Annotated in this window: 39 protein-coding genes and 1 pseudogene; 35 read left to right on the top strand and 5 right to left on the bottom strand. The window is 34.0% G+C overall.

What is annotated here, in order from left to right; translation table 11 throughout:
* Positions 1-85: 85 nt before the first annotated feature.
* From EKH84_RS16770 to EKH84_RS22980, 5 genes and pseudogenes are all read left to right on the top strand, one after another.
* Positions 86-577, top strand: a complete 492-nt coding sequence (locus EKH84_RS16770; RefSeq protein ID WP_127067187.1) for a pyridoxamine 5'-phosphate oxidase family protein — start codon at positions 86-88, stop codon at positions 575-577.
* Positions 578-863: 286 nt separating this feature from the next.
* Positions 864-1409: a GNAT family N-acetyltransferase gene (locus EKH84_RS16765; RefSeq protein ID WP_127067186.1), complete on the top strand. Its 546-nt coding sequence runs from the start codon at positions 864-866 to the stop codon at positions 1407-1409.
* Positions 1410-1673: 264 nt separating this feature from the next.
* Entirely contained in the window at positions 1674-1850 is a 177-nt protein-coding gene (locus tag EKH84_RS16760; RefSeq protein ID WP_013657786.1) for an LITAF-like zinc ribbon domain-containing protein, read from the top strand.
* 85 nt (positions 1851-1935) lie between these two features.
* On the top strand, positions 1936-2496 hold the full coding sequence (locus EKH84_RS22550; protein ID WP_127067185.1) for a GNAT family N-acetyltransferase: 561 nt from the start codon (positions 1936-1938) through the stop codon (positions 2494-2496).
* Positions 2497-2614 (top strand): annotated as a pseudogene (locus EKH84_RS22980) (NAD(+)--rifampin ADP-ribosyltransferase); the annotation flags it as partial.
* A 313-nt stretch (positions 2615-2927) separates the two neighbouring features.
* Here the strand turns inward: EKH84_RS22980 and EKH84_RS16745 are convergent.
* From EKH84_RS16745 to EKH84_RS16730, 4 genes are read right to left on the bottom strand one after another with little or no spacing between them, the layout of a single operon-like run.
* Positions 2928-3404, bottom strand: a complete 477-nt coding sequence (locus EKH84_RS16745; protein ID WP_083801287.1) for a manganese catalase family protein — start codon at positions 3402-3404, stop codon at positions 2928-2930.
* Entirely contained in the window at positions 3382-4959 is a 1578-nt protein-coding gene (locus tag EKH84_RS16740; protein WP_408610332.1) for a recombinase family protein, read from the bottom strand. The genes EKH84_RS16745 and EKH84_RS16740 overlap by 23 nt, the downstream gene beginning before the upstream one ends.
* Positions 4960-4982: 23 nt before the next feature.
* Complete coding sequence (locus tag EKH84_RS16735; protein ID WP_013657782.1) at positions 4983-5456, bottom strand: hypothetical protein; 474 nt, start codon at positions 5454-5456, stop codon at positions 4983-4985.
* An 11-nt stretch (positions 5457-5467) separates the two neighbouring features.
* A complete protein-coding gene (locus EKH84_RS16730) occupies positions 5468-5947 on the bottom strand; it encodes a helix-turn-helix domain-containing protein (protein WP_013657781.1) in 480 nt (159 codons plus the stop codon).
* 168 nt (positions 5948-6115) lie between these two features.
* Here EKH84_RS16730 and EKH84_RS16725 point away from each other — a divergent pair, with 168 nt between their 5' ends.
* From EKH84_RS16725 to EKH84_RS16705, 6 genes are all read left to right on the top strand, one after another.
* Complete coding sequence (locus EKH84_RS16725; RefSeq protein WP_013657780.1) at positions 6116-6325, top strand: DUF739 family protein; 210 nt, start codon at positions 6116-6118, stop codon at positions 6323-6325.
* Between the two features lie 22 nt (positions 6326-6347).
* Positions 6348-7097 carry an ORF6C domain-containing protein gene (locus EKH84_RS22540; RefSeq protein ID WP_013657779.1) on the top strand — a complete coding sequence of 250 codons (750 nt, stop codon included), beginning with the start codon at positions 6348-6350 and terminating at the stop codon, positions 7095-7097.
* 59 nt (positions 7098-7156) lie between these two features.
* Positions 7157-7333, top strand: a complete 177-nt coding sequence (locus EKH84_RS22205; RefSeq protein ID WP_013657778.1) for a hypothetical protein — start codon at positions 7157-7159, stop codon at positions 7331-7333.
* A gap of 64 nt (positions 7334-7397) precedes the next feature.
* Positions 7398-8231, top strand: coding sequence for a phage antirepressor KilAC domain-containing protein (locus tag EKH84_RS16715; protein WP_127067184.1), 834 nt, complete (start codon positions 7398-7400; stop codon positions 8229-8231).
* 2 nt (positions 8232-8233) lie between these two features.
* Entirely contained in the window at positions 8234-8557 is a 324-nt protein-coding gene (locus EKH84_RS16710) for a hypothetical protein (RefSeq protein WP_127067183.1), read from the top strand.
* Between the two features lie 12 nt (positions 8558-8569).
* Positions 8570-8980, top strand: coding sequence for a hypothetical protein (locus EKH84_RS16705; RefSeq protein ID WP_127067182.1), 411 nt, complete (start codon positions 8570-8572; stop codon positions 8978-8980).
* Here the strand turns inward: EKH84_RS16705 and EKH84_RS22200 are convergent.
* Positions 8972-9148: a hypothetical protein gene (locus EKH84_RS22200; protein WP_190283371.1), complete on the bottom strand. Its 177-nt coding sequence runs from the start codon at positions 9146-9148 to the stop codon at positions 8972-8974. The genes EKH84_RS16705 and EKH84_RS22200 overlap by 9 nt on opposite strands.
* A gap of 85 nt (positions 9149-9233) precedes the next feature.
* Between EKH84_RS22200 and EKH84_RS22660 the strand changes: the two genes are divergently transcribed.
* From EKH84_RS22660 to EKH84_RS16605, 24 genes are all read left to right on the top strand, one after another.
* Positions 9234-9368 carry a hypothetical protein gene (locus tag EKH84_RS22660; protein WP_256372380.1) on the top strand — a complete coding sequence of 45 codons (135 nt, stop codon included), beginning with the start codon at positions 9234-9236 and terminating at the stop codon, positions 9366-9368.
* A 178-nt stretch (positions 9369-9546) separates the two neighbouring features.
* A complete protein-coding gene (locus EKH84_RS16700) occupies positions 9547-9834 on the top strand; it encodes a hypothetical protein (RefSeq protein WP_127067181.1) in 288 nt (95 codons plus the stop codon).
* A 178-nt stretch (positions 9835-10012) separates the two neighbouring features.
* A complete protein-coding gene (locus tag EKH84_RS16695) occupies positions 10013-10306 on the top strand; it encodes a hypothetical protein (protein ID WP_127067180.1) in 294 nt (97 codons plus the stop codon).
* On the top strand, positions 10299-10556 hold the full coding sequence (locus tag EKH84_RS16690; protein ID WP_127067179.1) for a hypothetical protein: 258 nt from the start codon (positions 10299-10301) through the stop codon (positions 10554-10556). Before EKH84_RS16695 ends, EKH84_RS16690 begins: the two co-directional genes overlap by 8 nt.
* A gap of 5 nt (positions 10557-10561) precedes the next feature.
* Positions 10562-10717, top strand: a complete 156-nt coding sequence (locus tag EKH84_RS22195) for a hypothetical protein (protein WP_190283370.1) — start codon at positions 10562-10564, stop codon at positions 10715-10717.
* The gene (locus EKH84_RS22190) at positions 10695-10865 is read left to right on the top strand and encodes a hypothetical protein (protein WP_190283369.1); all 171 of its coding nucleotides are present in this window, start codon (positions 10695-10697) and stop codon (positions 10863-10865) included. The genes EKH84_RS22195 and EKH84_RS22190 overlap by 23 nt, the downstream gene beginning before the upstream one ends.
* On the top strand, positions 10855-11355 hold the full coding sequence (locus EKH84_RS16685) for a hypothetical protein (RefSeq protein ID WP_127067178.1): 501 nt from the start codon (positions 10855-10857) through the stop codon (positions 11353-11355). Before EKH84_RS22190 ends, EKH84_RS16685 begins: the two co-directional genes overlap by 11 nt.
* On the top strand, positions 11340-11675 hold the full coding sequence (locus EKH84_RS16680; protein ID WP_127067177.1) for a hypothetical protein: 336 nt from the start codon (positions 11340-11342) through the stop codon (positions 11673-11675). Before EKH84_RS16685 ends, EKH84_RS16680 begins: the two co-directional genes overlap by 16 nt.
* A gap of 4 nt (positions 11676-11679) precedes the next feature.
* Entirely contained in the window at positions 11680-12495 is an 816-nt protein-coding gene (locus EKH84_RS16675) for a phage replisome organizer N-terminal domain-containing protein (protein WP_127067176.1), read from the top strand.
* The gene (locus EKH84_RS16670) at positions 12401-13222 is read left to right on the top strand and encodes an ATP-binding protein (RefSeq protein ID WP_243118683.1); all 822 of its coding nucleotides are present in this window, start codon (positions 12401-12403) and stop codon (positions 13220-13222) included. The genes EKH84_RS16675 and EKH84_RS16670 overlap by 95 nt, the downstream gene beginning before the upstream one ends.
* 1 nt (position 13223) lies before the next feature.
* On the top strand, positions 13224-13649 hold the full coding sequence (locus EKH84_RS16665) for a RusA family crossover junction endodeoxyribonuclease (protein ID WP_013655834.1): 426 nt from the start codon (positions 13224-13226) through the stop codon (positions 13647-13649).
* A gap of 64 nt (positions 13650-13713) precedes the next feature.
* On the top strand, positions 13714-13884 hold the full coding sequence (locus EKH84_RS22185) for a hypothetical protein (RefSeq protein WP_190283368.1): 171 nt from the start codon (positions 13714-13716) through the stop codon (positions 13882-13884).
* A gap of 30 nt (positions 13885-13914) precedes the next feature.
* On the top strand, positions 13915-14424 hold the full coding sequence (locus EKH84_RS16660) for a hypothetical protein (protein ID WP_127064956.1): 510 nt from the start codon (positions 13915-13917) through the stop codon (positions 14422-14424).
* Between the two features lie 29 nt (positions 14425-14453).
* Positions 14454-14828 carry a hypothetical protein gene (locus tag EKH84_RS16655; RefSeq protein WP_127067175.1) on the top strand — a complete coding sequence of 125 codons (375 nt, stop codon included), beginning with the start codon at positions 14454-14456 and terminating at the stop codon, positions 14826-14828.
* Positions 14829-14853: 25 nt separating this feature from the next.
* Positions 14854-15249 (top strand): beta-sandwich lipoprotein, encoded by a 396-nt coding sequence (locus EKH84_RS16650; protein WP_127067174.1) that lies wholly within the window; start codon positions 14854-14856, stop codon positions 15247-15249.
* A gap of 285 nt (positions 15250-15534) precedes the next feature.
* On the top strand, positions 15535-15789 hold the full coding sequence (locus tag EKH84_RS16645; RefSeq protein ID WP_127067173.1) for a hypothetical protein: 255 nt from the start codon (positions 15535-15537) through the stop codon (positions 15787-15789).
* Positions 15790-15823: 34 nt separating this feature from the next.
* Positions 15824-16771 (top strand): phosphoadenosine phosphosulfate reductase domain-containing protein, encoded by a 948-nt coding sequence (locus EKH84_RS16640; RefSeq protein ID WP_127064952.1) that lies wholly within the window; start codon positions 15824-15826, stop codon positions 16769-16771.
* A 74-nt stretch (positions 16772-16845) separates the two neighbouring features.
* Positions 16846-17193 carry a hypothetical protein gene (locus EKH84_RS16635; RefSeq protein ID WP_013656864.1) on the top strand — a complete coding sequence of 116 codons (348 nt, stop codon included), beginning with the start codon at positions 16846-16848 and terminating at the stop codon, positions 17191-17193.
* 879 nt (positions 17194-18072) lie between these two features.
* Positions 18073-18522 (top strand): sigma-70 family RNA polymerase sigma factor, encoded by a 450-nt coding sequence (locus EKH84_RS16630; protein WP_127067172.1) that lies wholly within the window; start codon positions 18073-18075, stop codon positions 18520-18522.
* A gap of 202 nt (positions 18523-18724) precedes the next feature.
* Positions 18725-19612, top strand: coding sequence for a terminase small subunit (locus tag EKH84_RS16625; protein ID WP_127067171.1), 888 nt, complete (start codon positions 18725-18727; stop codon positions 19610-19612).
* Complete coding sequence (locus EKH84_RS16620) at positions 19600-20913, top strand: PBSX family phage terminase large subunit (protein ID WP_127067170.1); 1314 nt, start codon at positions 19600-19602, stop codon at positions 20911-20913. The genes EKH84_RS16625 and EKH84_RS16620 overlap by 13 nt, the downstream gene beginning before the upstream one ends.
* Before the next feature lie 3 nt (positions 20914-20916).
* On the top strand, positions 20917-22362 hold the full coding sequence (locus EKH84_RS16615) for a phage portal protein (RefSeq protein WP_127067169.1): 1446 nt from the start codon (positions 20917-20919) through the stop codon (positions 22360-22362).
* Positions 22352-23725 (top strand): minor capsid protein, encoded by a 1374-nt coding sequence (locus EKH84_RS16610; protein WP_127067168.1) that lies wholly within the window; start codon positions 22352-22354, stop codon positions 23723-23725. The genes EKH84_RS16615 and EKH84_RS16610 overlap by 11 nt, the downstream gene beginning before the upstream one ends.
* Positions 23709-23891: a CPCC family cysteine-rich protein gene (locus EKH84_RS16605; RefSeq protein WP_013657753.1), complete on the top strand. Its 183-nt coding sequence runs from the start codon at positions 23709-23711 to the stop codon at positions 23889-23891. Before EKH84_RS16610 ends, EKH84_RS16605 begins: the two co-directional genes overlap by 17 nt.
* The last annotated feature ends 40 nt before the right edge of the window (positions 23892-23931 follow it).

The raw sequence follows: 23931 nt of genomic DNA, 5'->3' as shown, positions 1-23931 counted from the left end.
GTGATATACTACTATAAGTAGCTTAGCTATAAGAATAGATATTTGTTTAGTGGAGATTATTTATATAATTAAGAGGAGACTAAAAATGAATAAGTATGAAGAAGGATTACAGCTAATTGAAGAGACGTTTGGAAATGGCAAAGACAATAATATTTCTCTTGCAACTGTGGCACGAGAGTTAGGAACTGACGAAAATCCTATACCAGTTGTCCGTATTGTGGATGCGTATTACGAAGATTGTACTTTTTATGTTGTTACATATGCAAAATCAAACAAAATGCTGCAAATCGAACAAAACCCTCAAGTATCAATTGCCAGTTGCTTAGAAATGTTTACTGCTACTGGAGTAGCTAAAAACCTTGGTTGGGTGCTTGACCCAAAAAATGCTGAGATTAGAAGCAAACTTCGTACAGCTTTCGCTGCATGGTATGATATGGCAAACAATGAGGATGATGAAAATTGTTGTATTTTAGCAATCCGTCTAGCAAAGGGAACATTAAACGTAAACCATTGGGAAAAATTATATCATATGGATTTTGTTAACAAGGTAGATATGGAGAGTGGAGGAATTTTTTAAGCCATTATATCACTTTAAATGTCATTTTAAAGTTTACAACTTTTATAGCATCGTACCTAATGAACAAAACACCAAGTTAGTAGTGAAGTACCTACTCGATAAAATAGTTATTTAGAGTAATAAGTAGAGGAACAGTTTTAGCAGGACCAGGTGCAATCTTGGTTCTGTTTTTGTATAATAGAGAAAATAGATATTTTATAGAATTATAAAATTGAATTTGCAAGGTGAAGAGATATAGCTTCAAGCAAAGAATGAAAAACTGGAATTTTTAAGGAGGTGTTTTATTATGAAATATAATAAAACAATAATATTAAAGAACGGCAAGGAATGCTATTTGAGAAATGGAATTGAAAGTGATGGACAGGCTGTATTCGAGAATTTTAATTTGACGCATATGCAAACCGATTATTTGCTTTCATATCCAGATGAAAATAGTTTTGATGTGACACAGGAAAGCCGATTTTTGAAAGAAAAATCTGAGAGTGAAAATGAGATTGAGATAATTGCCATGGTTGACAATGTAGTTGTCGGGACTGCTGGAATTGAAGCGGTAGGCACTAAATATAAGGTGCGACATCGTGCTGAATTTGGTATTAGTGTTGCCAAAGAGTTTTGGGGAATCGGGATTGGACGAGCGTTAATGGATGCATGTATTGAATGCGCAAGGGATGCTGGATATATGCAACTTGAGCTTAATGTAGTTACTGAAAATGTAAGAGCCATATCAATGTATGAAAGAGCAGGATTTACTGAATATGGCAGAAATCCTAGGGGCTTTAATTCTCGTAAGACAGGATTTCAGGAAGTTATTTATATGAGATTAGAATTGTAATGAAAATATATTGAACAGACAAATCCCAGTTTATCGTAATAAATAGCTATCAAATTACCAATTAAAAAGATAGTTTGTTTAAAAGTTAGATTATAGAGCTACACTCTAGCATAAGGAGTGTGGTTTTTAATGCGTAGAGGTAGTGATAATTTAAAGCAGTAGCGGATAAATTTTTTAGTAAAATGATGTTTAGTTAATAAGTGGTTAAAAATATTATAAAGGTAATATAAAATTAAGAAAAATGTTGCATATGCGGGAAATAATATGAATTGTCCGAGATGTACAAGTGAAGATTTAACTGTAATTAATGAGGTACACTCTAAAGGAACTAAGCTTTGGAAATTATGCTTATGTGGATTTCTAGGACTTTGTGGTACGGGTAAAACGACTAATGAGCAGTACTGGGTATGCAAGAATTGTGGCAACAAATTTAAGGTATAAAAATGAGCAAAGGGGACAAAGTTTTGATGATATAAATAGAGAGTTGATTAGTGGATAATCTTGAATTTGTGGAGGAGAAAAGGAAATGAAAGATGTTTATGAAGTATGCCCTCAATTTGAAAATGAACGCTTTTTATTGCGATTCCTTTCAGCAAATGATGCGCAGGATTTATTAAAGGTATATTCAGATAAAAAAGCAGTTCCCTTATTTAATTGCGATGGTTGTTTCGGTGATTTTTACTTTACGTCCTTGGAAACAATGCAAAACGTTATTACAGCCTGGCAAGGGGAATATCAAAAAAAAGGCTTTGTACGTTGGTCGATTATAGACAAATGCAAAGCAGAAGTGATTGGGACAATTGAATTATTTCATAGCAACGCTGAGGATTATTTTACTGAATGTGGTTTGTTGCGTCTCGATCTTAGAAGTGATTATGAGACTGCAAGTGAAATGGAGCGTATCTTATCACTCATTGTTCCACCAGCATTTGAAATGTTCACATGTGACAAAGTAGCAACAAAAGTGATACCAGAAGCAGGCGAGAGGAAAAAGGCATTGCTAAAAATGAATTTTGTTTTATCAAGCGAGCAATTAGTAGGGCATGATGGTACAAAATACAATGATTACTTTGTACTATGTAAATAGGAGGATGATCCCAATTTAACAGATAAGAAGTTTCCAGGAAATCCTACTAGGTCCTATCGTACGAGAGAGCCACTGCGAGTAATTGGAGAAGTTTTGAATTGGGAAGGCCATTCTGAAGCGTTACTTCAAAATATGCGTGAGAATCTTAGGAAAATAGAAAAGCTTGGTATAGAAGCAATCAATGATTGAGGTACATATAATGCTATTTATTAATTATCTCTTTAAACCTAAAAAGAGATAAGAACACAATCTGATCAAGAACAAAAAGAAAGGCATCAAGTAGCTTAGGGGCTCTGCTTGATGCCTTTTAATCATGGTCTTCTAAAACCTAGTAGCTACTCACTGCCAAAGATAAGCTCATGAAAGGACTAAGCTATGTTCAAAACCAAAGAAAAAGGTAAGACAATCGAGTTCAATACATATCAAACAGATTATTTACAAGGCTTTTTATCAAATTCAGGATTAAAAGCATAAAAGTTTTTGCTGTCTAATTCTTCTTGCATAAGTCTTAGCGCTTCGCCAAAACGTTGATAGTGGGTGATTTCTCTAGAACGTAAAAATCTAAGTGGGTCACAGATTTCTGGATCTTTGATTAAACGAAGTAAGTTATCATAAGTTGTTCTTGCTTTTTGTTCTGCTGCTAAATCTTCATGTAAATCCGTAATGGCATCGCCTTTGGATTGAAAAGTCATAACGCTATAAGGCGTACCAGATGCAGCTACAGGATAGACACCTGTTGTATGATCGATATAATAAGGTGCAAAACCAGATGCTTGCACTTCTTCAGGTGTTAAATCTTTGGTGAGTTGATAAACCATAGCGCTAATCATTTCCATATGAGCTAGTTCTTCTGTTCCGTAATGTTGTAGGTTAATCGTACTATAATTAATCAATCTTAGGGAATACATGAAGTTCAAAGTCTTCAGGGCTTGAGTGCCATCTACCACTAGTTTCTTTTGTATATACGACTTTGCTTAATATACTCTTTAGTAAAGCATTTTTCTCTGCGGGTGTCTCTGCAACACGATAAAGACTTATAACATTTTCTATATTTGGAATTAAGTTATGTGTATGCTCATTTGCTTGTAAATCTTGTTCTAATTCACTTTTTAATAATTCATAAGCATTTTTTACACTATTGATAGATTCGTTTATAACTCTTGAACGTTCCAAAAATACTTCAGTAGTATATATCCCACGCTCTAAAAAAGTATATAGACTATTCATTTGCGTATTAAGTGCGTTCAACTCAGACTCTAATTTAGTGACAGCCTTTCTTTTTTCTTTTATCTGCAAGTTATTATTTTCACCTTTAACTTTTGATTCCCATTCAAGTTTAAAATCATTTACCCATTTTTCTAAAGCAATCAGTACTCTTTTTTCGACAACACTTAGTTGAGTACTAACAGTTGTGCAAGCAGTACTAGGACACATCAATGTGTCTGGATATTTAGCACCGTATGGTCTGCGAATCATTGTACGCCCACATTTTCCACACTTAATTAGTCCAGATAACGGATTAGCAATCACTTTTTTTGAGGGAACTGGTGCCATTTTATTTTGCACTAGTAGCTTTTTAGTCAATTCCCATGTTTCATTGTCTATAATTGGCTCATGTAATCCGTCATAAATATCAGGATTAGAGCGTGGACGACTAATTTTCCTTTCTCCATCAACCATCTTTTTTACTGTTTTCCTTCTGTTCCATACAATTTTCCCTATATATACAGGATTTTCAAGTATTCCTCGAACTGACGAAGGAGTCCAATCACTATTTTTTTGAGGTTTTATATGCAGATCATTAAGGTATCTAACTATAAGAGATACACCTAAACGTGTAAATGTGCCATCTGCATTTTTCTTACCATGTGTGAACAAGTCAAATATAAGTTTAACAGTATCAGAGTCTGAATTAGGTTTTAAAGAGTATCCCTTTTGATTCTCTAGTTTGTATCGAGTGTACCCAAAAGGAGCAGTATTCCCGACATATTTCCCCTCTTTTATTGATGCTAAACGTCCAGCTTGTAGTCGACGATTAATCGTTTTGTATTCCCTACGACTCATAAATAGTCCAAACTCAAAATACTCTTCATCAAACTCATTTAATGGATCATAAGTCTTAGAAGGAGTAATTATTTTTGTTTCTGAGTATTTAAAAGTCTTTGAGATAGTTCCTTGGTCAGATGTATCACCTCTTGCAAGACGTTCCACTTCCATAACTAAAACTCCATCCCATATTCCACATTCAACTTCTTTAAGTAGATGCTGAATTACTGGTCTAGTTGATATCGTTTCACCGGAAACAATTTCTCTGTATATTTGAGTTACATTTAAGTTTTGACGTTGTGCCAACTCAATTAAAGCGTGCTCATGTCTTGCCAAAGTTTCTCCTTCACCATGAGCTTCGGCTTCTATGTCAGCCCTAGATTTTCTTAAATATATGCAGTATTGCAATATTCTCACATCCTAACATTTTTTTAAAAAGCCTATTCCGTGGCAGAAGAACCTACCACAGATAAAGGCTCAAAATATAGCGTATAGTCTTTGCATCTGTAATATAGACCGTATTTTTGCTTATAATATGCAATAGCTTCGTAAAAATATTTTTCTGTTACATATAAGTATTCGCACATATCTTGAAGAGTTGTGCAGTAATTCAATAATGCCTTTACAATTTTATCTGGGTGCATTAATTCACAATAACCACATCCACGAGCAAATCGTTCTTGCTTAACGTTTTCAACCTTAGTTTGGTTTGAAATATCGCCCACAGTTTTTTTACCATGCCAGCGCTCTTCACCCAATACACAACGCTTTTGAATAGTAGTATCTAGAATCGCTTTGTTAATTATTATCTTTCTACCCTTACACAATCCTTTAGAATGAGATTTTAACTTCATTTCCTTTACAGAAAAACCCTCATTGTATGCAATATCTAACATTTCTTCGTATGCGTACAATAGTAATCCCCCTAGTCAAATGTATCAAATAGCTTTTCATCTTCTCTTATGAGTGCAAGTTCTTCTTCATTATCAGCATAATCATTATGAGCAGCGAAAGGCTCTAAATAACTTTTATCTTCTTTAACATCTTTCTTATTAGGTAATTCAACTACGTTGCAGTATTTAGGTAGTTCAGTTAATTCAGATACACGCTTGACAGCTTCATCCTTCCCTAAATCATTTAATTTATTGTAGTTAGTAAGCAGTTCCTTTTCTTTTTCTGTAATAGTTGGAAGTTGTTCTTCTTCACTATCCCATCCCATTAAATAAGATGTAGTAGTATTCAATGCTTCTGCAAATGCCTTTATTTTTGATTGCGGTATGTCATTTGCACCTGATTCTATTTTTGCAATAGTTGAACGTGACTTATAATTTAATTTCAATGCTAATTCATCTTGAGATAAGCCCAAAGCTTCTCTTCTTTCCTTTATTCGTGTATAAAGGCTCATTTGTTTTACCTCCATATATAAACTTTTGTTTATACTATAATAACATTATGTGTAATTAAAATCAACAAAAATATATTTTTTATAAAAAAACTGTTGACTTATAATCACGAATATTGTACTATTTTGGTGTGATTAAAAATCACGAATTTTAAGAAAGGGGTGAGAACTATGACGAATACATTAGAACTAGAGATTGCAATTAAAAGAGCTGGCATAACAAAGCGAAAATTAGCAGAAATGCTTGGTTTATCAGAAATGGGGTTATACAAAAAAATTAATAACATAACAGAGTTTAAAGCTAGTGAGATTGCAAAGTTAGCCGAAATATTAGACTTAAAAAACAAGGATGAAATTTTTTTTAATCAAGAAGTGATTTAAAATCACACAAGGAGGTTGAAAAATGCAAGAACTAATGATTTTTGAAGGTAAGCAAGTAGAAGTGTTTGAATTTCAAGGCAAGGTTTTATTTAATCCAAAGCACGTAGCCGAGTGTTTAGGAATTAAAAATGTTAATGATAATATTAGCAGAATGAATGAAAACCAAGTAATTAAACTCAAAAATTCAGATATCGGCAAAACCGACATCCGAAAATTAAACAACGCAGGAGAGAACTTCTTAACAGAAAGCGGAGTTTACAAACTAATATTTAAATCACACAAAGAAGAAGCAGAACGTTTTCAAGATTGGGTTACGGATGTAGTCTTAACATCCATCAGAAAGACAGGTACATATTCAACTGGGCAAAAGCCAACCTCAGCAATGGAAGAACTTAGAATGCATTATCGAGCATTAGAGGAACATAGTCAAGAAATTCAAGAAGTCAAGGCAGAAGTAGCAGACCTAAAAGACAATATGCCACTATTCAATGTTGAATGTAAGGAAATTCAATCATTAGTAAAGAAAACAGGAACAAAGGTTTTGGGTGGATACAAGTCAAATGCTTACAATGACAATTCTCTTAGAGGAAAGGTTTATTCAGATATTCAAAAACAGTTAAGAAGAGAATTTGGTGTTGAGAAGTACGAAGCAATCAAGCGTAGCCAGTTTGATGTTGCTAAACAGATTGTTGACGAATACAAAGCACCAACAGTGCTAATACAAGAGATTAATTTATTGAACTCACAAACAACATTGTTTGATAAGAAATAAGAATAGGACAAAATACGACACGAATACATTTAACTATGTATGTGTTAAGGGGGCAGATTATGAACAAAGTTGATGGTCACGTTGTTGCAACTTACACGGAAGGTGGAGGGAAAACATATATTTGTGATGATTACATTCTAAAAACAGAAGAAGGTAAGAAGCAAGTAAAGGATGATATTATGCGTGCAGCTTGGAACATTGTTATAAACGCAAGAAAAAGAGGGATAAATATTTAATTCCAAAGTACAAAAGACAAAACAAACAACAAAATTTGATTAGGTAAAAAAGGAGGTACTAAAGATGAATTATCAAATGAGTAGTGCATTAGCACAAGGAGATCAAACAGAAGTTGTTTTAGTTGGTTCAGATAGCAACGATGTAAGAATTACTAGCGTTAAGTTAGTAGAAATGATTAACAGATTTAGAGCAGAAGAGGGTAATACATCCGAAAAAGAACACAGCGATTTAATGAAATCTATCAGAAAAGAAATTGAAACTTTAAATCAAGCTGGGATAGCCCAAGGAAATTTTTCCCCCGGGTCATATTCAGACAAGCAAAATCAAGAAAGACCTTGCTACTCCATGAATAAAGCTGGTGTTCTTCAAATGCTAAATAAAGAATCAGCAGTAGTTAGATACAAGACAGTGCAGTACATAGAAAAGCTAGAGAAAGAAAACAAAACACTTAAGAAAGACTCATATATGATTGATGATCCGGTGGAACGTGCTAAGGCATGGATTAAAGAACAAGAGGAGAAAAAGGTTATTGAGCTTGAAAATGCTAAAAATAGAAAGCTGCTAGAAGAACAAGAACCGAAAGTAGCCTTTGCAAATGCCATAACAGCTTCTAAGAATTCTATATTAGTTCGTGAGCTTGCTAGGTTAATATCTCAAAACGGAATACAGATAGGCGAACAAAGGCTGTATAAATGGCTACGAGAGAAAGAGTTTGTAGAAAAGTTTTCATGTAAAGCTACTCAAAAAGCTATCAATTTAAAGGTTTTGGAGCTAGTAGAGAGAACTAGTCCAGATAAAGAAGGAAACTTTCATACCAATTTTACTACATATGTAACACCAAAAGGACAAGCTTACTTTATAGGTAAATTTTTAGAGAACAGAGAAATGAGGGCATAGAAATGAAAAGAGAAATGATTGAAAAAGTAGTAGAGAAAGCCGTTGAGTGTAATTTTATAAGCCTAAATGAGTGCAATTTATCAGAGGATGAACGTAGGCAAGAAATTATTGAGGTTATTAAGCGTGATATTGATGAAGAAAACAAGAAAGCTATTGAAGCTCTAGCAAATGAATTTGGTGAGTATATTCTTGAAGCAGCTAAATATACAACATTAGACGATTCAACAGGTGAAAAAAGACCTATTACAACAGTAGAACTGGCAGAACTTATTTATGGAGAGTACTGGAGAGTTCAAGGTGAAATTAGTGAGATTATAAATGAATAGGGGGAATAGAAAATGATTAAAGAAAAAAGAATACCATGTTTTGTAAATGTATGCGAAAAGTGTGGTGAAATACTAGTATTGCCAAAACAAGATCATGAAGTGCCTAATTACTGTCATATCTGTGGTAACAAAACATCATTGAAAAGTGGTTATATCACACAAGCAGATGAACACGAAGTGACTGTTAAAAATCAAGAAGAGAAAAATATTTGTGTTAACTCAATAGAAGACATTGAAAAAGTCCTCTACAAACAGGTGGAGCTGTTAGCGGAGAACTCTAAAGAGTGTGAACCTGATGAGTTGGTAGAGATGACAAAATGTATTTTAAACATATATAACAGTATTCCAATAGAAAAAAATTTTGAACTTGATGGAATGACAAAAGAGCTTGAAAAGAGCATAAAGGAAAAATTATCAGTCTAAGTATCCATCTTCAACTAAGTGATTATACATTGATACAAATACAAATGATGAGATTTTAGCAATATCACTTGCACGTTTTTTACTCTCAATGTTTTCTTCACTTGCATCAATAGTTTGTTCAATGTATTGCATACATTTTTCATAGAAATTATTATCTATTTTTTTCAATAGTCAGGCTCCTTTCATAGAGGTGTACTAGGCTCACAGAATAAATTTTAACATAATTCTAATAATTAAAAAAGGAGTTGATCTAGTGCTTAGAAAAGCATTAATGCTAGATGAATTTAAGGAGGCTTGCAAAGGAGCAACTAAGAAAGAGATTTTAGAGGATATATTAGCAGGTGTTACAGCATTTGTATTTATTTTCGCACTGGCGGTGTTCTTATGAGTTGGGGATATGTATTAGTGTTATCCACAATATTATTCACATCTTGGAAGATAGGACAACCATTAGTTGCTAAACGAGAGAGAACAAAAAGAAAAGGCCAAGAAGTAGCTGCAACTACAAAAAGGCCCTAAACAAATAATTTATAAGAGAAATATAGCATAGGAGAGTGATAAATGCAATGAAATATATTACTAGCCTTACAGATAATCTTACCTATAGAGAAACAAATGTTGCTAAATGGGTATTAGACAACATGATGAAAAGCCGAAAGTATGAGTTTAGATTTGCAATAGAACAAGGAGCAAAGGAGACATTTACCTGCAATCAAACGGTTATTAATACATTAAGGAAATTAGAAATAGCAGAAGCTATACATTATAGAGGTAAAAAGCAAAAGAATGTAACAGTAAGCAGATTTATGAGGGAAACATTTAATGAATTAATCAAAGTGTTAGAGGTGAGGTAAATGGATCCATGTGCCTATTGTTTTGCTTACCCGCGCCAATGTGAAAAAATGTGTGAAGATAAGAGGCAGTACATAAGTGAGTTTGATGAAGATACTAAGGTTGTAAAAAGGCAACCATGGAAGAAAAAGAGAGTGTTTAGTAACCAATACAATAAAAATGGAATAAGGAGGTCTTAGCATGGGACAAGTTGTTTTAAGCTTAGAGGAGTACGACCAATTAAAGAAGCAAACCAATATATTCTCTTTAGAAAAAAGTTTTTGTGGAGAAATTAAATTGAGCATTTCAGTTGGTAAAGCAGCAGAGATATTTAAAGCAATGTTTGAAGAAAGTATCTATAACAATGGTACATATGAAATTCAAGTAGATAAAGATTTAGATTATACAACGGACGTACCAGGTTATTATGTTAAAGCAGTTAAGAAGGCAGATAAACCAGTAGAAGAACAAGAAGAAGTTGAGCAAGATGAATAAGGTAATTGAAACATTGTGCTTGAATGGGCCTAACCAAGGTATGCATAAGCTAGAGCTAGACTACACGCAGGAGCAAGAGGATTTAGCTAAGGCTAAGTTGGAAGTTAATTATGAAGGCATTATATACGCTGGATGGTGCAGAGATTGCAACATACTTATAGTTAAAGGCCAAGAAGCCTATACAAAGAATGTAGATGGCTTAGGCAAATTGCAAGTAGATGTTTTTCATAAGCATTGTTTGTGGGGGTAAATATTATGTGTTATGGAATGGGATGTGACTATGAATACTCTGTAACTGGAGAGTGCAGTATATATGAAAAATTATGTACAAATGAAAAACCAAGTGATGCTATGTGCAGTGAAAATTGTATAGAGGAGAAGGAGGATAATGAAGCAGAAATCAGATGTTAAGAACCTTTATAACTCTTTGCAAAGCTATATCAATCAAGGATGTAATGGATGCAACAACTGTGTTTCTAGTAAGGATATTTGCATGATGATAGTAGAGCTCAAGATTAAACTTAAACAAGTAATGAAGGAGGGCCAAGATGAAGTTTAGAACACTTAGAGCTGATGAAATAGATGTAAGAGTAGCAACAGTAAAAGAGAATGGCTTATCGCTGTTACTTTATAAAGACGCAAGATGTGACATGAATATTTTAGATGAAACAATAGGTAGTATGAATTGGAAACGTGAGCATACGAGAGATAATGCTAACTGTATAGTTTCACTTTGGGATAGTGAGAAACAACAATGGATAAGCAAAGAAGATACAGGTAAAGAAAGCTTTACAGAGAAAGAAAAAGGTATTGCAAGTGATTCTTTTAAACGTGCCTGTTTCAATTGGGGAATAGGTAGAGAACTTTATACGGCACCTTTTATATGGATCAAGGCAGAAGATGCCAATATAAAGCAGTATAACAATAAATTTTCTAGTAATGAGAAATTTACTATTGAAAAAATTGCATATGATGAAGCTAAAAATATAACTGGATTATCTATTCAAAACAGTAAAGGTAAAAGGGTATTTGTATGGCAGAAATCATAAAGAGTGATTTTCAAGACATTTTGAAAGATGATTGTGAGCAATACAAAGTATTAGCAAAGAGATATCTAGAACTTAAAACAGAAGATGCAGAAGAAGCCTACGCATTAATGAAAGATGCGTGGGCGGCTGCACAAAGATGGTCGGAGATACAAGCTAGTGCTAGAAAGATAAGAGACTTAAGTGAGAGGAATATAAATCTAACTGATTTGAAGGATTTTGCTTACCAAAGATATAGGCAGTTACAACTTATGCATGAATCATCAAGAGTTATTTGGAAACAGGCTAATGATTATTTAATGTGGGAGAGAAAAAGCAGGTGATAATTTGGCTGAAAAAGATAAAAAGTATTATTGGCTAAAATTAAAGAGAGATTTTTTTAAACGTCATGATATTCAAATAATTGAGGATATGGCAAACGGTAAAGATTATATACTCTTTTATTTAAAACTATTATGTGAAAGTGTTGATCATGAAGGTGATTTACGTTTTAGCGAGGAAATACCTTACAACGAACAAATGCTATCTACTATAACAAGAACCAATGTTGACATAGTGAGAACAGCAGTAAAGATTTTTAGCGAACTAGGTATGATGGAGATACTTGATGATGGTACTTATTATATGAGCAAGATAGAAGAAATGATTGGTAGTGAGACTTATTGGGCTGAAAAAAAGCGTATTCAAAGGAGTGGCTCTAAATTATTGGACAATGTCCAATCAGAGTCAAAAGAATGTCCAACGTGTCCAAGTAAGAGTATAGAGAAAGATATAGAGAAAGAGTTAGATAAAGATACAGATAAAGATAGTAATAATAAAAAGAATAAAGTATTTAGTCGTTTCACTCCCCCCACATTGGAAGAGGTACAAGTTTATTGTAAAGAAAGAGATAACAATATAGATGCTGAAAGATTTGTAGATTTTTACTCTTCTAAAGGATGGATGATTGGAAAAAACAAAATGAAAGACTGGAAGGCAGCAATCAGAACATGGGAAAGGAAGTCTGATAATGGAAGCTATACAGGAAGTGCTCCAAAGAATACAAGTAATGTCGAATACGAAAGCGAAATTGACAGAGCATTACGAGTCTATGGAAGAACAACAGCAGATCTCAAGCTTGAAGATGAAAAACTCCCCTTCTAGCTGTCCAAAATGCAAAGGCACAGGATGGATATTGGATGTAGGAACAAATACAGCAAGTAAATGCGTATGTTATGAAGAAATGGTACAAAGCAATAGGTTGAAGTTTGCGATGATTCCAGATGAATTTAAAAACTTAACTGTAAATAGTTTTGATACCTCTATCTATTCAAATAATCAAAAAGAAATAGCAATAAGGGCAAAAAGAATAGTAGGTGGATACATAAATAACTTTGAAGAAATGCAACAACAAGGAAAGGGACTATTCTTTTTTAGCAAGTCAAGAGGAAGTGGTAAGACAAGACTTGCAGTAAGTACAGGTAATGCATTAATAATGCATAAGGCTCAAAGAGTAAGGTTTATTACAACATTAGATCTATTAAGCAAAATAAAAGAAACTTATAGCAACAATGATGAATACACAGAACAATCATTACTTAATGAGTTTTATGAGATACCAGTATTGATATTAGATGATATTGGAACTGAGAATGTATCACCATGGGTTACAGAAATATTCTTTAAACTACTAGATACTAGAATGACATATCGAAGAATCACAATTATAACTTCTAACCTAAGCATTGAGGACCTTAAGCATGATGAACGTATTAAAAGCAGGCTTAGGAGAATGACAATAACAATAGATATGCCAAATGAAGATATAAGAAGGAAGTTGGGGACAGAAGAAAATAATGATTTAATCAATAGACTAATTGGAGGATTATGATATGGCAATAAGATTTACAGTACCAGGAGAACCAAAAGGCAAAGCAAGACCGAGAGTATTTAATCAAGGTGGAAAAAGTCATGCTATGACTCCACAGGATACGCTAAGTTACGAGAGCTTAGTTAAGTGGGTATTTACTAACACCATGGAGGCTAGAAAGCTACAAGGAGAGATTGAGGCTAAGATAGTGGCAATGTACCCAATACCTAAAGCTATGACTAAAAAGAATAGGCAATTAATTGATGAAGGAAAACTCCATCCGACTAAAAAGCCTGATCTAGATAATGTAGCTAAGATTATTTTAGATAGCTTAAATAAGGTTGCTTTTGATGATGATAGCCAAGTTACTAGACTGATTGTAGAGAAGCATTTTAGTGATAATCCAAGAGTGGAAGTAACATTAATTGAACGCTTTGAAAAAAAGTAGAGTACATAGAAGTATTAGATGAATTTGGAGAGCGGCAGCTTATGTTTAAAGGATGGTGAAAAACATGGATGAACAGCAGGTACAAGACTTAATGAAATGGGCTGAAGAAGTGGCTAATAAATGCATATATAGTGTGCCTTACATACTTGCATTTCACGGAAAGAAAAATAATGAGCTTAAGGATTGTGAAAAAGCAAAGGTAGTAGTAGCTAATGAGTTAATCAATGGTAAATAAAAGTTGATTTTTATTAAGGGAGGTATAAAGGTGAGCTATAGCATTTATATTGGTAAAGCTATTATTTCATATAGCAATGAAGAAGGAGACGCATATGTAAGCGTTGAAGCCGAAGGAGAAGTAAATGAAGAAGCGCCTAACTTCGGGTATGGAGATATTAGTGGTCAAGGCAATGGGAGACATCCTGGATATTCTCAAATGGCTAATTTTTGTAGAGAAACAGGGCTTTATAATCTGTTTTATGATAAAGAGGATGGCATATTAAGGCATCATCCTGGTTGCGTACCGCTTGAAAAAAGGCATTTAAAGGCAGTAGTTACAGCAAAAGAAAAATGGGAATTAGATTATCCGGAATGCAAACAAAAGATACCATATGAATATACAGAACCAGAAAACTATAAAGACATGAGTTGGAATGAACGAGAAACGTATGAAAAACAGCAAGGATTTGACTGGTTTTACGCTAGACTTATTTGGTATGAGTTTTGGATGAAGTATGCATTAGAGAAATATGAAATGCCAGTTATTAGCAATACATAGAACAAAGTGTTTTTTGAAAGGGTGATGATATGTATGATTTAGAAAGTATGAGTGCAGCTGAAATGAAGAAAATCATTGAAGAAGCTCCTAAAGTAGAGCCAATAACAGGGTATGTAAGATGTAATGCTTATATGTTCCACGAGGGAGTTGTATATTTACCCAATCCAGCATACGATGCGTATACTTTACCAACATATGATGAAGAAGATGGAAGTTTTAGTTGGACAAGAATTGATATGGATGATGATTTCCGAAGAGAGCATGAAGTGCTTTGCTACTTAGATGACTTAAGAGATAGAGAAGACTTTGAGGAAATCAAGAAGTTTTATGGTGTAGAGTATGATCCTGTCGTTGCACAAGAAATTATAGATAGTGTTATGGAAAACCTTAAAGCAAACAAATAACTTTTTTAAACGGAGGGAAACAAAAATGAAAAAGATAATAGTAGTGATAGCGGCAATGGTAATAATGGCAACAGTATTTGTAGGATGCCAAACAGAATCACAAAAAGTATCGTATAACCTATCACAAGAAGCTGATAATTTTAACGTTATTAGACAGCTTACAGTTATAAACTGCATTGAAGGTGATGTGCTTTTTCAAATGACCGGGAAAATGTCTATAACAGCAGATGCAGCAGACAATCAGTTAGAAGTTATTGTAGAAGATGAAAATGGGTATTATCAAAAACACTTCGTAGGGTTAAGTGATAATGTTACATATGTAGTAGAGCAGCTAGGCATAAAGAATGTATCAAAATACAAATACACTCTCAATTATAATCCTAAGATGTGGATTCCGGTGGATGTAAAGACTATTGATTAATAGAAATGTAGATAAAATTTTTTGATAGTAGCACAAAAAGGCACTAGAAAATACTAGGCCTTTTTGATAAAAATATACTCGAAACTCTATCCCTAGACAAGTATATATGGAAGTTAATTAGGAGACAAGCGGAAGATAAAGGAAAATTGAAGTACAAATTAATCTTTTAGTGAGGTAAACATGAGCATAAGAATGAGAAATGCATTATACGAGCTTAAATGTTTTAAAAAATTAGGATGGCTATAACCATATTGCTGACGTCGGCAAAAAGGTAAGGGGGAAGTTATGACAGAGTATGCAATAAAAATAGATGACAAGTATTTTTATGATTTTGTATATGCCACAAAGGGTAATAGTGGTATATATGCAGGACATGGAGCACAAGGGAGTCTGATCAAAGAAGGAGACATTATAGATTTAGAACTTACAGAAATAGCAAAAAGAACGTTTAGCAGAAGAAGCATAGGTACTAAGATATCTTTAATTCTACAAGTAGATCAATACAAAAGAAAAGACATACATATAGTACCTATGATTTAAAAAATTGACTTTTGTTTAGGTAGGAAGTGAGGGCATGGATAACAATAAGATCTTAGAGCAAAGGTTAAAGATGCCTTTAGCCTGGAAGATACAACATACAGTTGAAACAATGGCTAGCTGGTCACATGATGGAGCGTACATAAGTTATAGTGGTGGTTTAGGTTCAAGGGTTCTAGTTGATATATACCATAAAAATAAATCAGAAATGAGCCCTATGCCTATAGTATTTGTGGATACAGGATTAGAGTACCCAAGTGTAAGAATGATGGGATTAAAGTATGCAACAATAACTTTAAAGCCTGATATGTCTTTTAAGCAAGTACTAGAAAAGTATGGTTATCCAGTAGTAAGCAAGGCACAGTCTTTAGCAGTATACAAACTAAGGCATAACAATTTAACTGACAAATACAGAAATAAGTTACTTCATGGAGATGAAAAAGGAACAGCAGGCAAGCTTAGTGAAAGGTGGAAAATACTTTTAGATGCTCCTTTTGAAGTAAGTAATAAATGTTGTGACGTGATCAAGAAGAAACCTTTTCATAAGTTTGATAAAGAGACAGGTTTAAAGCCCATAACAGCAGAAATGGTAGGAGAAAGCAGAAATAGACGTGATCTATATGTAAAGCATGGTTGCAAGATGCATAGCTTAGAACATCCTAAATGTGTTCCTATGGCATTTTGGACAGACCAGGACATACTAACATATGTTAAGACAAACAATATAGATTATGCAGAAGAATATGGAGATATAGAGTGCCCTAATGGGGGCAAATGTTTTACAAGTGGAGAGGATAGGACTGGATGCATGTTTTGCTTATACGGTATTCAATTTGAGCCACCATGGGATAACAGATTTACAAGAATGGCTAAGAATCATCCGAAGATTTATGACTATTGTATTAATAAGTTAGGATTGGGCGAAGTAATGGACTACATGGGAATAAACTACAAGCCTTATCCAGAGCAGTTAAAGCTATATTAACAAAATGAATTTTGAAAAGAACTTTGACAACCGAATATTGGTTAGTGGTATACTCTTCTAAAGGGGAGATGCGCATGTTTAATGAGATATGTATATATGAGGCAAAAATCGATAAACAAGAAGAAATTGAATTGCTGATGAAAGAAGTTGCAGACTTTTATACAAGCCAACAAGGTGTAATTGAGGTAAGATATATTAAAAGAACGCATAGACAGAAGGATTTTAATGCAGTTAAAGAAGGCGAACTACCTATTAGGTTAACGAAGAATGTAGGCAAGGTAACTTATGTTTTATATTGGGTAGTTGAGAATGAAGAGGTGCATGCGAGAGTATCTAAGCTTGGATTAGAGCAATTTTACAAGAGATGGAACAGATGCCTTACGACAATGCCCAAGATTATACTAGGAGAGAATATTGTATAAAGCGTTAAGTATCATATATAGTACAGTTATAATGGCAAAGTAAAATACCACTAACTAATAAACAGTTGGTGGTTTTTTGTTTGAAAAAATAAGAATTTTATTACCCAATGTATATTAGCCAGTAGAAAAAAACACCAGTTAAGAAACTGGTGCGTATATTAGGGGTTATTAAAATGATTTTTAAACAAAACAGCGACTAGCATGTACTAGCCGCTGCATATAAAACTAGTTACAAGAGTAACCAATTACTTTACAAATTAAATCATATAAACTTGAACAATCAAAATTACTGAAACTCATATTAATTATCCTCCTTTAACTGTATTTGTTTTCCTAGGATATTGATATTGTAACATATTCCAGTATTTTTGTGACAAGTGAAAAAATGGTAATTAAATTTTACTTTATAAAAAAGTTTAAAAGCATATTAATATTTATGTGTTATATGTAATATTCTAATAATTATTCTATGAACAAGTTCGATATTACTTATGAGATAGGTGTAATGAAGTATGGGGAGGCGAAACTATGTATATTTCAAATAAATCTTCAAATATACATATACTTAGAGTATCAAAGTCTAACACTATATTTTGACCATGTACCTATGTATGATTGAAGCCGTTTTCCTATCTTTATATATATATTTATTTTTTCTATAGATAAAGAGAAGAAAATAGAACAAATATACATTATAGAGATTAGAAAAATACCTACTAAGCCTTGATAATCTAAGGCTATGTATGATTAGAATTTTAGAATCAATCATACATTAAATATACATCACAAATAAGAATGTCAAGAGGTTATGTAATCAAATAGACATAAAATTATTAAACATCTAACACATGTTCGATTATATGAGAAAGGATGATTTTTATGAGTAAGCAGCTCAAGTATGACAAGAGGTATCACAATACAAAGTTATTACTTAGGAACTATGGAGATTTTAAGAAGCATTGCGAAGGATGTTCTGAAAGTCTCAAGGAGATTGACAGGACGATAGAGGCATGGGAGGCTGAAACGGATACTTTTGAAAACTATCTTAGGTCAGCCAAAAGGACCAAGGAACGCACACAGGTTATAGTTGATCTCATAGATAGATTCTTGAAATCATATAAACAGGATGCAGTAAAAAGAAAAGATAATAATAAATTGCTCAGATACAAAGTTATCGACTTGATTTATATATCAGATGACTTAACATATGAGAAGGTATCCGAGAAATTGGAAGTAGATGTATCCACGGTTAGTAGGTATCATAATAAAGCAATAAATGAACTAGCAGTATTGTTCTTTGGGGTAGAAGGTCTTAAGCTAGAGGCTTGACAAGCTGCAAAAAAGCTGCAAAAAGAGTGCCATTTACGCGTATGATATGATTAAAATGTGAAAAGTTATAAATAAGAAGCTGATAGTTACACAGGATAATCACTTGTCATAGTGGTAACTATCAGCTTTTTTCATGCAATAAATTAAGGAGAGTGGCATTTATGGACAAACTCCAAAATAACTTAAATAGTGAGGTGGTGAGATGCCAAGAGAACCTAATCCTAAAATTGAACAAGGTAAGATGTTATTTGAACAAGGTAAGAAGCTTATTGAAATAGCAGAGCAGTTAGAAGTTCCTGAAGGAACAGTGCGTTCTTGGAAGAATCGCTACAAATGGGATTCAGAAGATAATGTAACGTTGCAAAAAGTAAAACGCAACGTTGCAAAGGGGAAGAGTCCTCCAACGAGTAAGAAACAAACAAAGCTTTTAGCTGAGGTTGAACAGGTGATTGACAATCCTGGCTTAACTGATAAGCAGCGGCTTTTTTGTTTGTATTATATTAAGTCATTCAATGCTACACAAAGTTATTTAAAGGCATATGAGTGTGATTATATAACTGCTAACACTAATGGACCAAGAATGCTTGTAAATGCTTGTGTAAAACAAGAAATAGAACGACTTAAAGAGATAAAGCGCCAGCAGATAGCCGTTGATGAATCAGACTTAGTAGAAATACATATGAGAATAGCTTTTGCTGACATGGGCGATTATGTTTCATTTGGACGAGAAGAGATTCAAGTCATGGGTATGTTTGGTCCTGTTAAAGATGAGAGTGGTAATATCTGCACTGAGGTTATAAATACCGTTAGACTTAAAGAATCTTCAATGGTGGATACTCAGCTAATCAAAGAGGTTAAGCAAGGTAAGGATGGTGTGGCTATTAAACTTATAGATAGGTGCAAGTCATTGGAATGGCTAGATAAACATTTCTTGATGAATCCTATGGATAGACATAAACTTGAATATGATCAGAGGAAATTGGCACTTGCTGAAGCCAAGGCAAATAGTGGTGGAGATGATGAAGAAATAGAGGATGATGGTTTCTTAGATGCTCTTAAAGGGCAGGTGAATGATGTATGGAAAGAATAATCAAGAAACGCAAGGCATCATTCAAATTTAAGCCATTTAGTAATAAGCAGCTTAAAATACTTACATGGTGGCTACCTAATTCACCTACATATGAGTGTGATGGTATTATTGCTGATGGAGCTATTCGTTCTGGGAAAACCGTATCAATGTCACTCAGCTATGCTATATGGGCCATGGAGTCATTTGATGGTCAAAACTTCGGTATGTGTGGTAAGACAATCGGCTCATTTAGACGTAATGTACTGTTCTGGCTTAAATTAATGCTTAAATCCAGAGGATATAGAGTGGTAGATCATAGGGCTGACAATTTGGTTATTGTTAGTCGTGGCAATGTCACAAACTATTTTTATATATTTGGTGGTAAAGATGAACGGTCTCAAGATTTGATACAAGGTATCACGTTGGCAGGCTGTTTTTTTGACGAGGTGGCACTTATGCCAGAGTCATTCGTTAACCAGGCTACAGGACGTTGTTCCGTAGATGGCTCAAAGTTTTGGTTTAACTGCAACCCTGATGGGCCTTATCATTGGTTTAAGGTTAATTGGATTGATAAGCAGATAGAAAAGAATCTGCTTTACCTACACTTTACCATGGATGATAACTTAAGCCTCTCAGAGAAGATTAAAGCACGTTATAGGTCAATGTATAGTGGTGTGTTTTATGACCGCTATATAAAAGGGTTGTGGGCTGTAGCAGAGGGTATTATTTATGATATGTTTCATAAAGAGAAGCATGTTGTTGATGTGCAGGAACGGATTGCAAATGGGCTCACTTTCTTAAATGAGAAGTATGTCAGCATTGACTACGGTACTCAAAATCCTACAGTATTTTTACTTTGGGAGTTAGCTAGTGATAAGAATTGGTATTGCACTAGAGAATATCACTACTCAGGACGCTCAGAAGCTACTCAAAAAACAGATAGTGAGTATGCAGACGACTTAACTGAATGGCTAGGAGGCACACAAGTAAAATTCATTATAGTTGACCCTTCGGCAGCATCTTTTATAGCTGAGCTACTCAAACATAAGTTTAAAGTGAAGAAGGCTAATAACTCAGTACTAGATGGTATTAGGCTAGTAGCAACACTGCTTACTGAAGGAAAGATATTCTTTGATATTTCATGTGTAGAAACTCATAAAGAGTTTGGATCCTATGTATGGGATGAAAAGGCTGCTAAACGAGGTGAAGATAAACCTATTAAAGAGAATGACCACTGCATGGATAGTTGTCGTTATTTTTGTTATACGATACTTAGACGAATGTCTGGTATTAGCGTATTAAAACCAAAAGAGAGGAGGTAGACAATGCCAGCTATAGAGTTAGAACAGTTTAAGAAGATTTTAGAACGATATAAATCGGGACATGATGAATATATTAAGCAATGTGAGATTGCCAGAAGGTATTATGCTCATGAAAATGATATTCTAAAAGACTCAGCTCCAGCTAACCGTAACAAACACAAAGAAGATAATCCTTTAAGAGCAGCTGATAACCGAATTCCTCATGATTACCATGCTCAGTTAGTTAACCAAAAGGTGTCTTACTTGTTCTCATTTCCCCCAACATTTGATACAGGAAATAAAAGCTTAAACAAGCAGATCAAGGAGCTCTTAGGAGATAGCTATGAGAAGTATTGTAATACCCTTTGTGTGGATGCTTCTAATTATCGTAATGCCTGGCTTCATGTGTGGAAGGATAGCGACAGTAATAAATTCAAGTATGCACCTATTAAACCTATTCAAATCATTCCAATTTACTCAAGTGGATTGATTAAAGGCTTAGTTGCAGTTATTCGTGTTTACTCAGAGTACTTTGATGATGGTACCACTTATTCTGTAAAGAACTATTACACAGTATATGAGTATTGGGATAAAGAGGGATGTACTACATTTCGTAAGAAACAGAGTTCTATTAGCTTGAATGATATCGAGACTATAAACAGATTTGTTTCAACTAACATTGATACTGGTGAGAGAACAGAGAGCAATTACTATCAGCATGATTTTGGGGAGGTACCATTTATTGAGTTTCCTAACAACAATATCAAAGATAGTGACTTAACCAAGATCAAGCCATTTATTGATGTAATGGATAATATTTTAAGTGGATATGTAAATGATGTTGATGATATTCAGCAAATTATATGGGTACTTACCAATTTTGGTGGGGAAGACCTAGATGAGTTTAGAAATGACCTTAAGAAATATAAGGCTGTAAAAATGCAGTCTATAGGAGCTGATGATAAAAGTGGTCTTCAAACCATAGCTATTGATATTCCAGTAGAAGCCAGAAACAAACTCTTAGAAATTTGTAGAAAACAAATCTATGAGCAAGGGCAGGGATTAGATCCTCATCCAGAAGGCGGTTTTGGTAATAGCTCAGGGGAAGCACTTAAATTCATGTATGCACCATTGGAACTTAAGGCTGGACTTATGGAAGTTGAATTTAGACCAGGCTTCAATAAACTTATTCGCTTAATGGCTAAGAGTATGGGGTATAATGAATACTTTCCAATCATTCAGACATGGACACGTAATGCTATTAAAAATGATAAGGAAACAGCTGAGATTGCACAAGCCAGTTTAGGGATAATCTCAAATAAGACCATCTTAAAAAATCATCCTTGGGTAGAAGATGTAGAAGAGGAACTTAAGCAAATAAAATTAGAAGAGCAGGAACTGGCTGAAAAGTCTAATGACTACAAAAGTACATTTAATACTACTAAAGGTGTTGATGTAAATGAAGAATAATCAGTATTGGAAAGAACGCTTTGAAATCCTTCAAGAATCACAAATGACTCAGGGTGAGGAGTATTACAGAGAGCTAGATAAGCAATATCGAAAAGCTATGAATGAAATAGAATCACAAATGGCCAGATGGTATGGTAGGATAGCTGAAAATAATGAAATTAATATGTCACAAGCTAGAAAGTGGTTAGAGGGTAAAGAACTTGAAGAGTTTAAGTGGACAGTTGAAGAATACATACAACACGGCAAACAGAATGCTATCAATGGAGTTTGGCTTAAAGAGTTAGAGAATGCTTCTGCTAGAGCTCACATATCTAGATTAGAAGCATTAAAGATTCAGTTACAACAGACAGTAGAGTCGTTGTACCAAAGTCAAAACATAGGATTAAGTGATGCATTAAGGCGCATATATGAAGATGGGTATTATCATTCGGCTTTTGAAATTCAACGAGGTTTAAATGTGGGTTGGACTATACCTGCTCTAGACTCAGCTAGAGTCACTCAAATACTTTCTAAACCTTGGACAGCTGATGGTTCAAACTTTAGTGATAGAATTTGGAAAGCTAAAGGAGATTTAGTTAATACACTTCATACGGAGCTTACTCAAAGTATTATCATGGGTAGAGCACCTGATAAAGCTATAAAGCGAATAGCAGAGAAGTTTAATACAAGCAGAACAAGAGCTGGCCGGTTAGTAATGACTGAATCAGCTTTTTTTGCATCAGCTAGTCAGCGAGACTGCTTTAATGATCTTGATGTAGAAAAATATGAAATACTAGCAACATTAGATAATAAGACATCTGAAATATGCCAAGAGTTAGATGGTAAAGTATTTAAGATGAGTGAGTATGAGCCAGGATTAACAGCACCACCGTTTCATTGTTGGTGTAGAACAACTACCATTCCACACTTTGATGATAACTTTGGAGAACGTATTGCTAGAGACGAGTCAGGAAGACAATACTATGTTTCTGATGATATGACCTATAGTGACTGGAAGAAAGAATATGTAAAAAACAATGTTTTAAATTCTCGAAATAGTGGTATAATGAATAATATAAATTGGTTGAGATCAGAATTTCCTACAACTAAAAAGTTTGAAAAGCATCTTGAAAAGCATCTTGATAATTATCCAGGACTTACACCGGAACAGTATTTACAACGAGCACAAGAACTATTGTCAGCAGAGCTATCTGATAATATTGAGGGATTCATAGATAAAGATGGATTTTTATTTAAATATGATAAAATAAATAATGATTTTGCTATAGGCAGGCCAGATGGGAAAATATCCACTCTATTTAAGCCAGAAGATGGAAATGAATATTGGAAAGGAGAGCGTGTAAAATATGAGCCTAAAAACTAAATGCGCATGTTGTGGGGAAGAAGTTGATAAGTTTGATATTTGTGAGGCTTGTGGTTGGCAGGATGATGGATTACAAAATGATAATCCAGATTATAAAGGTGGAGCCAATAAAAAGAGTTTAAATGAGGCAAAAGAAATTTATAAGAATGGGAAAGCAGTTGAATAAACGGCACTTACTTAGATTAATGAGTAGGTGCTATTTTTAT

This window comes from Cellulosilyticum sp. WCF-2 (genome assembly GCF_003990395.1).
Taxonomy (GTDB): domain Bacteria; phylum Bacillota; class Clostridia; order Lachnospirales; family Cellulosilyticaceae; genus Cellulosilyticum; species Cellulosilyticum lentocellum.
This window is presented reverse-complemented; position numbering and strand designations above follow the sequence as displayed.

Coding starts and splice junctions, on each gene's coding strand:
- EKH84_RS16770 (WP_127067187.1), top strand. CDS start 86: ATGAATAAGTATGAAGAAGGATTACAGCTAATTGAAGAGACGTTTGGA.
- EKH84_RS16765 (WP_127067186.1), top strand. CDS start 864: ATGAAATATAATAAAACAATAATATTAAAGAACGGCAAGGAATGCTAT.
- EKH84_RS16760 (WP_013657786.1), top strand. CDS start 1,674: ATGAATTGTCCGAGATGTACAAGTGAAGATTTAACTGTAATTAATGAG.
- EKH84_RS22550 (WP_127067185.1), top strand. CDS start 1,936: ATGAAAGATGTTTATGAAGTATGCCCTCAATTTGAAAATGAACGCTTT.
- EKH84_RS16745 (WP_083801287.1), bottom strand. CDS start 3,404: ATGTATTCCCTAAGATTGATTAATTATAGTACGATTAACCTACAACAT.
- EKH84_RS16730 (WP_013657781.1), bottom strand. CDS start 5,947: ATGAGCCTTTATACACGAATAAAGGAAAGAAGAGAAGCTTTGGGCTTA.
- EKH84_RS16725 (WP_013657780.1), top strand. CDS start 6,116: ATGACGAATACATTAGAACTAGAGATTGCAATTAAAAGAGCTGGCATA.
- EKH84_RS22540 (WP_013657779.1), top strand. CDS start 6,348: ATGCAAGAACTAATGATTTTTGAAGGTAAGCAAGTAGAAGTGTTTGAA.
- EKH84_RS22205 (WP_013657778.1), top strand. CDS start 7,157: ATGAACAAAGTTGATGGTCACGTTGTTGCAACTTACACGGAAGGTGGA.
- EKH84_RS16715 (WP_127067184.1), top strand. CDS start 7,398: ATGAATTATCAAATGAGTAGTGCATTAGCACAAGGAGATCAAACAGAA.
- EKH84_RS16710 (WP_127067183.1), top strand. CDS start 8,234: ATGAAAAGAGAAATGATTGAAAAAGTAGTAGAGAAAGCCGTTGAGTGT.
- EKH84_RS16705 (WP_127067182.1), top strand. CDS start 8,570: ATGATTAAAGAAAAAAGAATACCATGTTTTGTAAATGTATGCGAAAAG.
- EKH84_RS16700 (WP_127067181.1), top strand. CDS start 9,547: ATGAAATATATTACTAGCCTTACAGATAATCTTACCTATAGAGAAACA.
- EKH84_RS16695 (WP_127067180.1), top strand. CDS start 10,013: ATGGGACAAGTTGTTTTAAGCTTAGAGGAGTACGACCAATTAAAGAAG.
- EKH84_RS16690 (WP_127067179.1), top strand. CDS start 10,299: ATGAATAAGGTAATTGAAACATTGTGCTTGAATGGGCCTAACCAAGGT.
- EKH84_RS22195 (WP_190283370.1), top strand. CDS start 10,562: ATGTGTTATGGAATGGGATGTGACTATGAATACTCTGTAACTGGAGAG.
- EKH84_RS22190 (WP_190283369.1), top strand. CDS start 10,695: ATGAAGCAGAAATCAGATGTTAAGAACCTTTATAACTCTTTGCAAAGC.
- EKH84_RS16685 (WP_127067178.1), top strand. CDS start 10,855: ATGAAGTTTAGAACACTTAGAGCTGATGAAATAGATGTAAGAGTAGCA.
- EKH84_RS16680 (WP_127067177.1), top strand. CDS start 11,340: ATGGCAGAAATCATAAAGAGTGATTTTCAAGACATTTTGAAAGATGAT.
- EKH84_RS16670 (WP_243118683.1), top strand. CDS start 12,401: ATGTCGAATACGAAAGCGAAATTGACAGAGCATTACGAGTCTATGGAA.
- EKH84_RS16665 (WP_013655834.1), top strand. CDS start 13,224: ATGGCAATAAGATTTACAGTACCAGGAGAACCAAAAGGCAAAGCAAGA.
- EKH84_RS22185 (WP_190283368.1), top strand. CDS start 13,714: ATGGATGAACAGCAGGTACAAGACTTAATGAAATGGGCTGAAGAAGTG.
- EKH84_RS16655 (WP_127067175.1), top strand. CDS start 14,454: ATGTATGATTTAGAAAGTATGAGTGCAGCTGAAATGAAGAAAATCATT.
- EKH84_RS16650 (WP_127067174.1), top strand. CDS start 14,854: ATGAAAAAGATAATAGTAGTGATAGCGGCAATGGTAATAATGGCAACA.
- EKH84_RS16645 (WP_127067173.1), top strand. CDS start 15,535: ATGACAGAGTATGCAATAAAAATAGATGACAAGTATTTTTATGATTTT.
- EKH84_RS16640 (WP_127064952.1), top strand. CDS start 15,824: ATGGATAACAATAAGATCTTAGAGCAAAGGTTAAAGATGCCTTTAGCC.
- EKH84_RS16635 (WP_013656864.1), top strand. CDS start 16,846: ATGTTTAATGAGATATGTATATATGAGGCAAAAATCGATAAACAAGAA.
- EKH84_RS16630 (WP_127067172.1), top strand. CDS start 18,073: ATGAGTAAGCAGCTCAAGTATGACAAGAGGTATCACAATACAAAGTTA.
- EKH84_RS16625 (WP_127067171.1), top strand. CDS start 18,725: ATGCCAAGAGAACCTAATCCTAAAATTGAACAAGGTAAGATGTTATTT.
- EKH84_RS16620 (WP_127067170.1), top strand. CDS start 19,600: ATGGAAAGAATAATCAAGAAACGCAAGGCATCATTCAAATTTAAGCCA.
- EKH84_RS16615 (WP_127067169.1), top strand. CDS start 20,917: ATGCCAGCTATAGAGTTAGAACAGTTTAAGAAGATTTTAGAACGATAT.
- EKH84_RS16610 (WP_127067168.1), top strand. CDS start 22,352: ATGAAGAATAATCAGTATTGGAAAGAACGCTTTGAAATCCTTCAAGAA.
- EKH84_RS16605 (WP_013657753.1), top strand. CDS start 23,709: ATGAGCCTAAAAACTAAATGCGCATGTTGTGGGGAAGAAGTTGATAAG.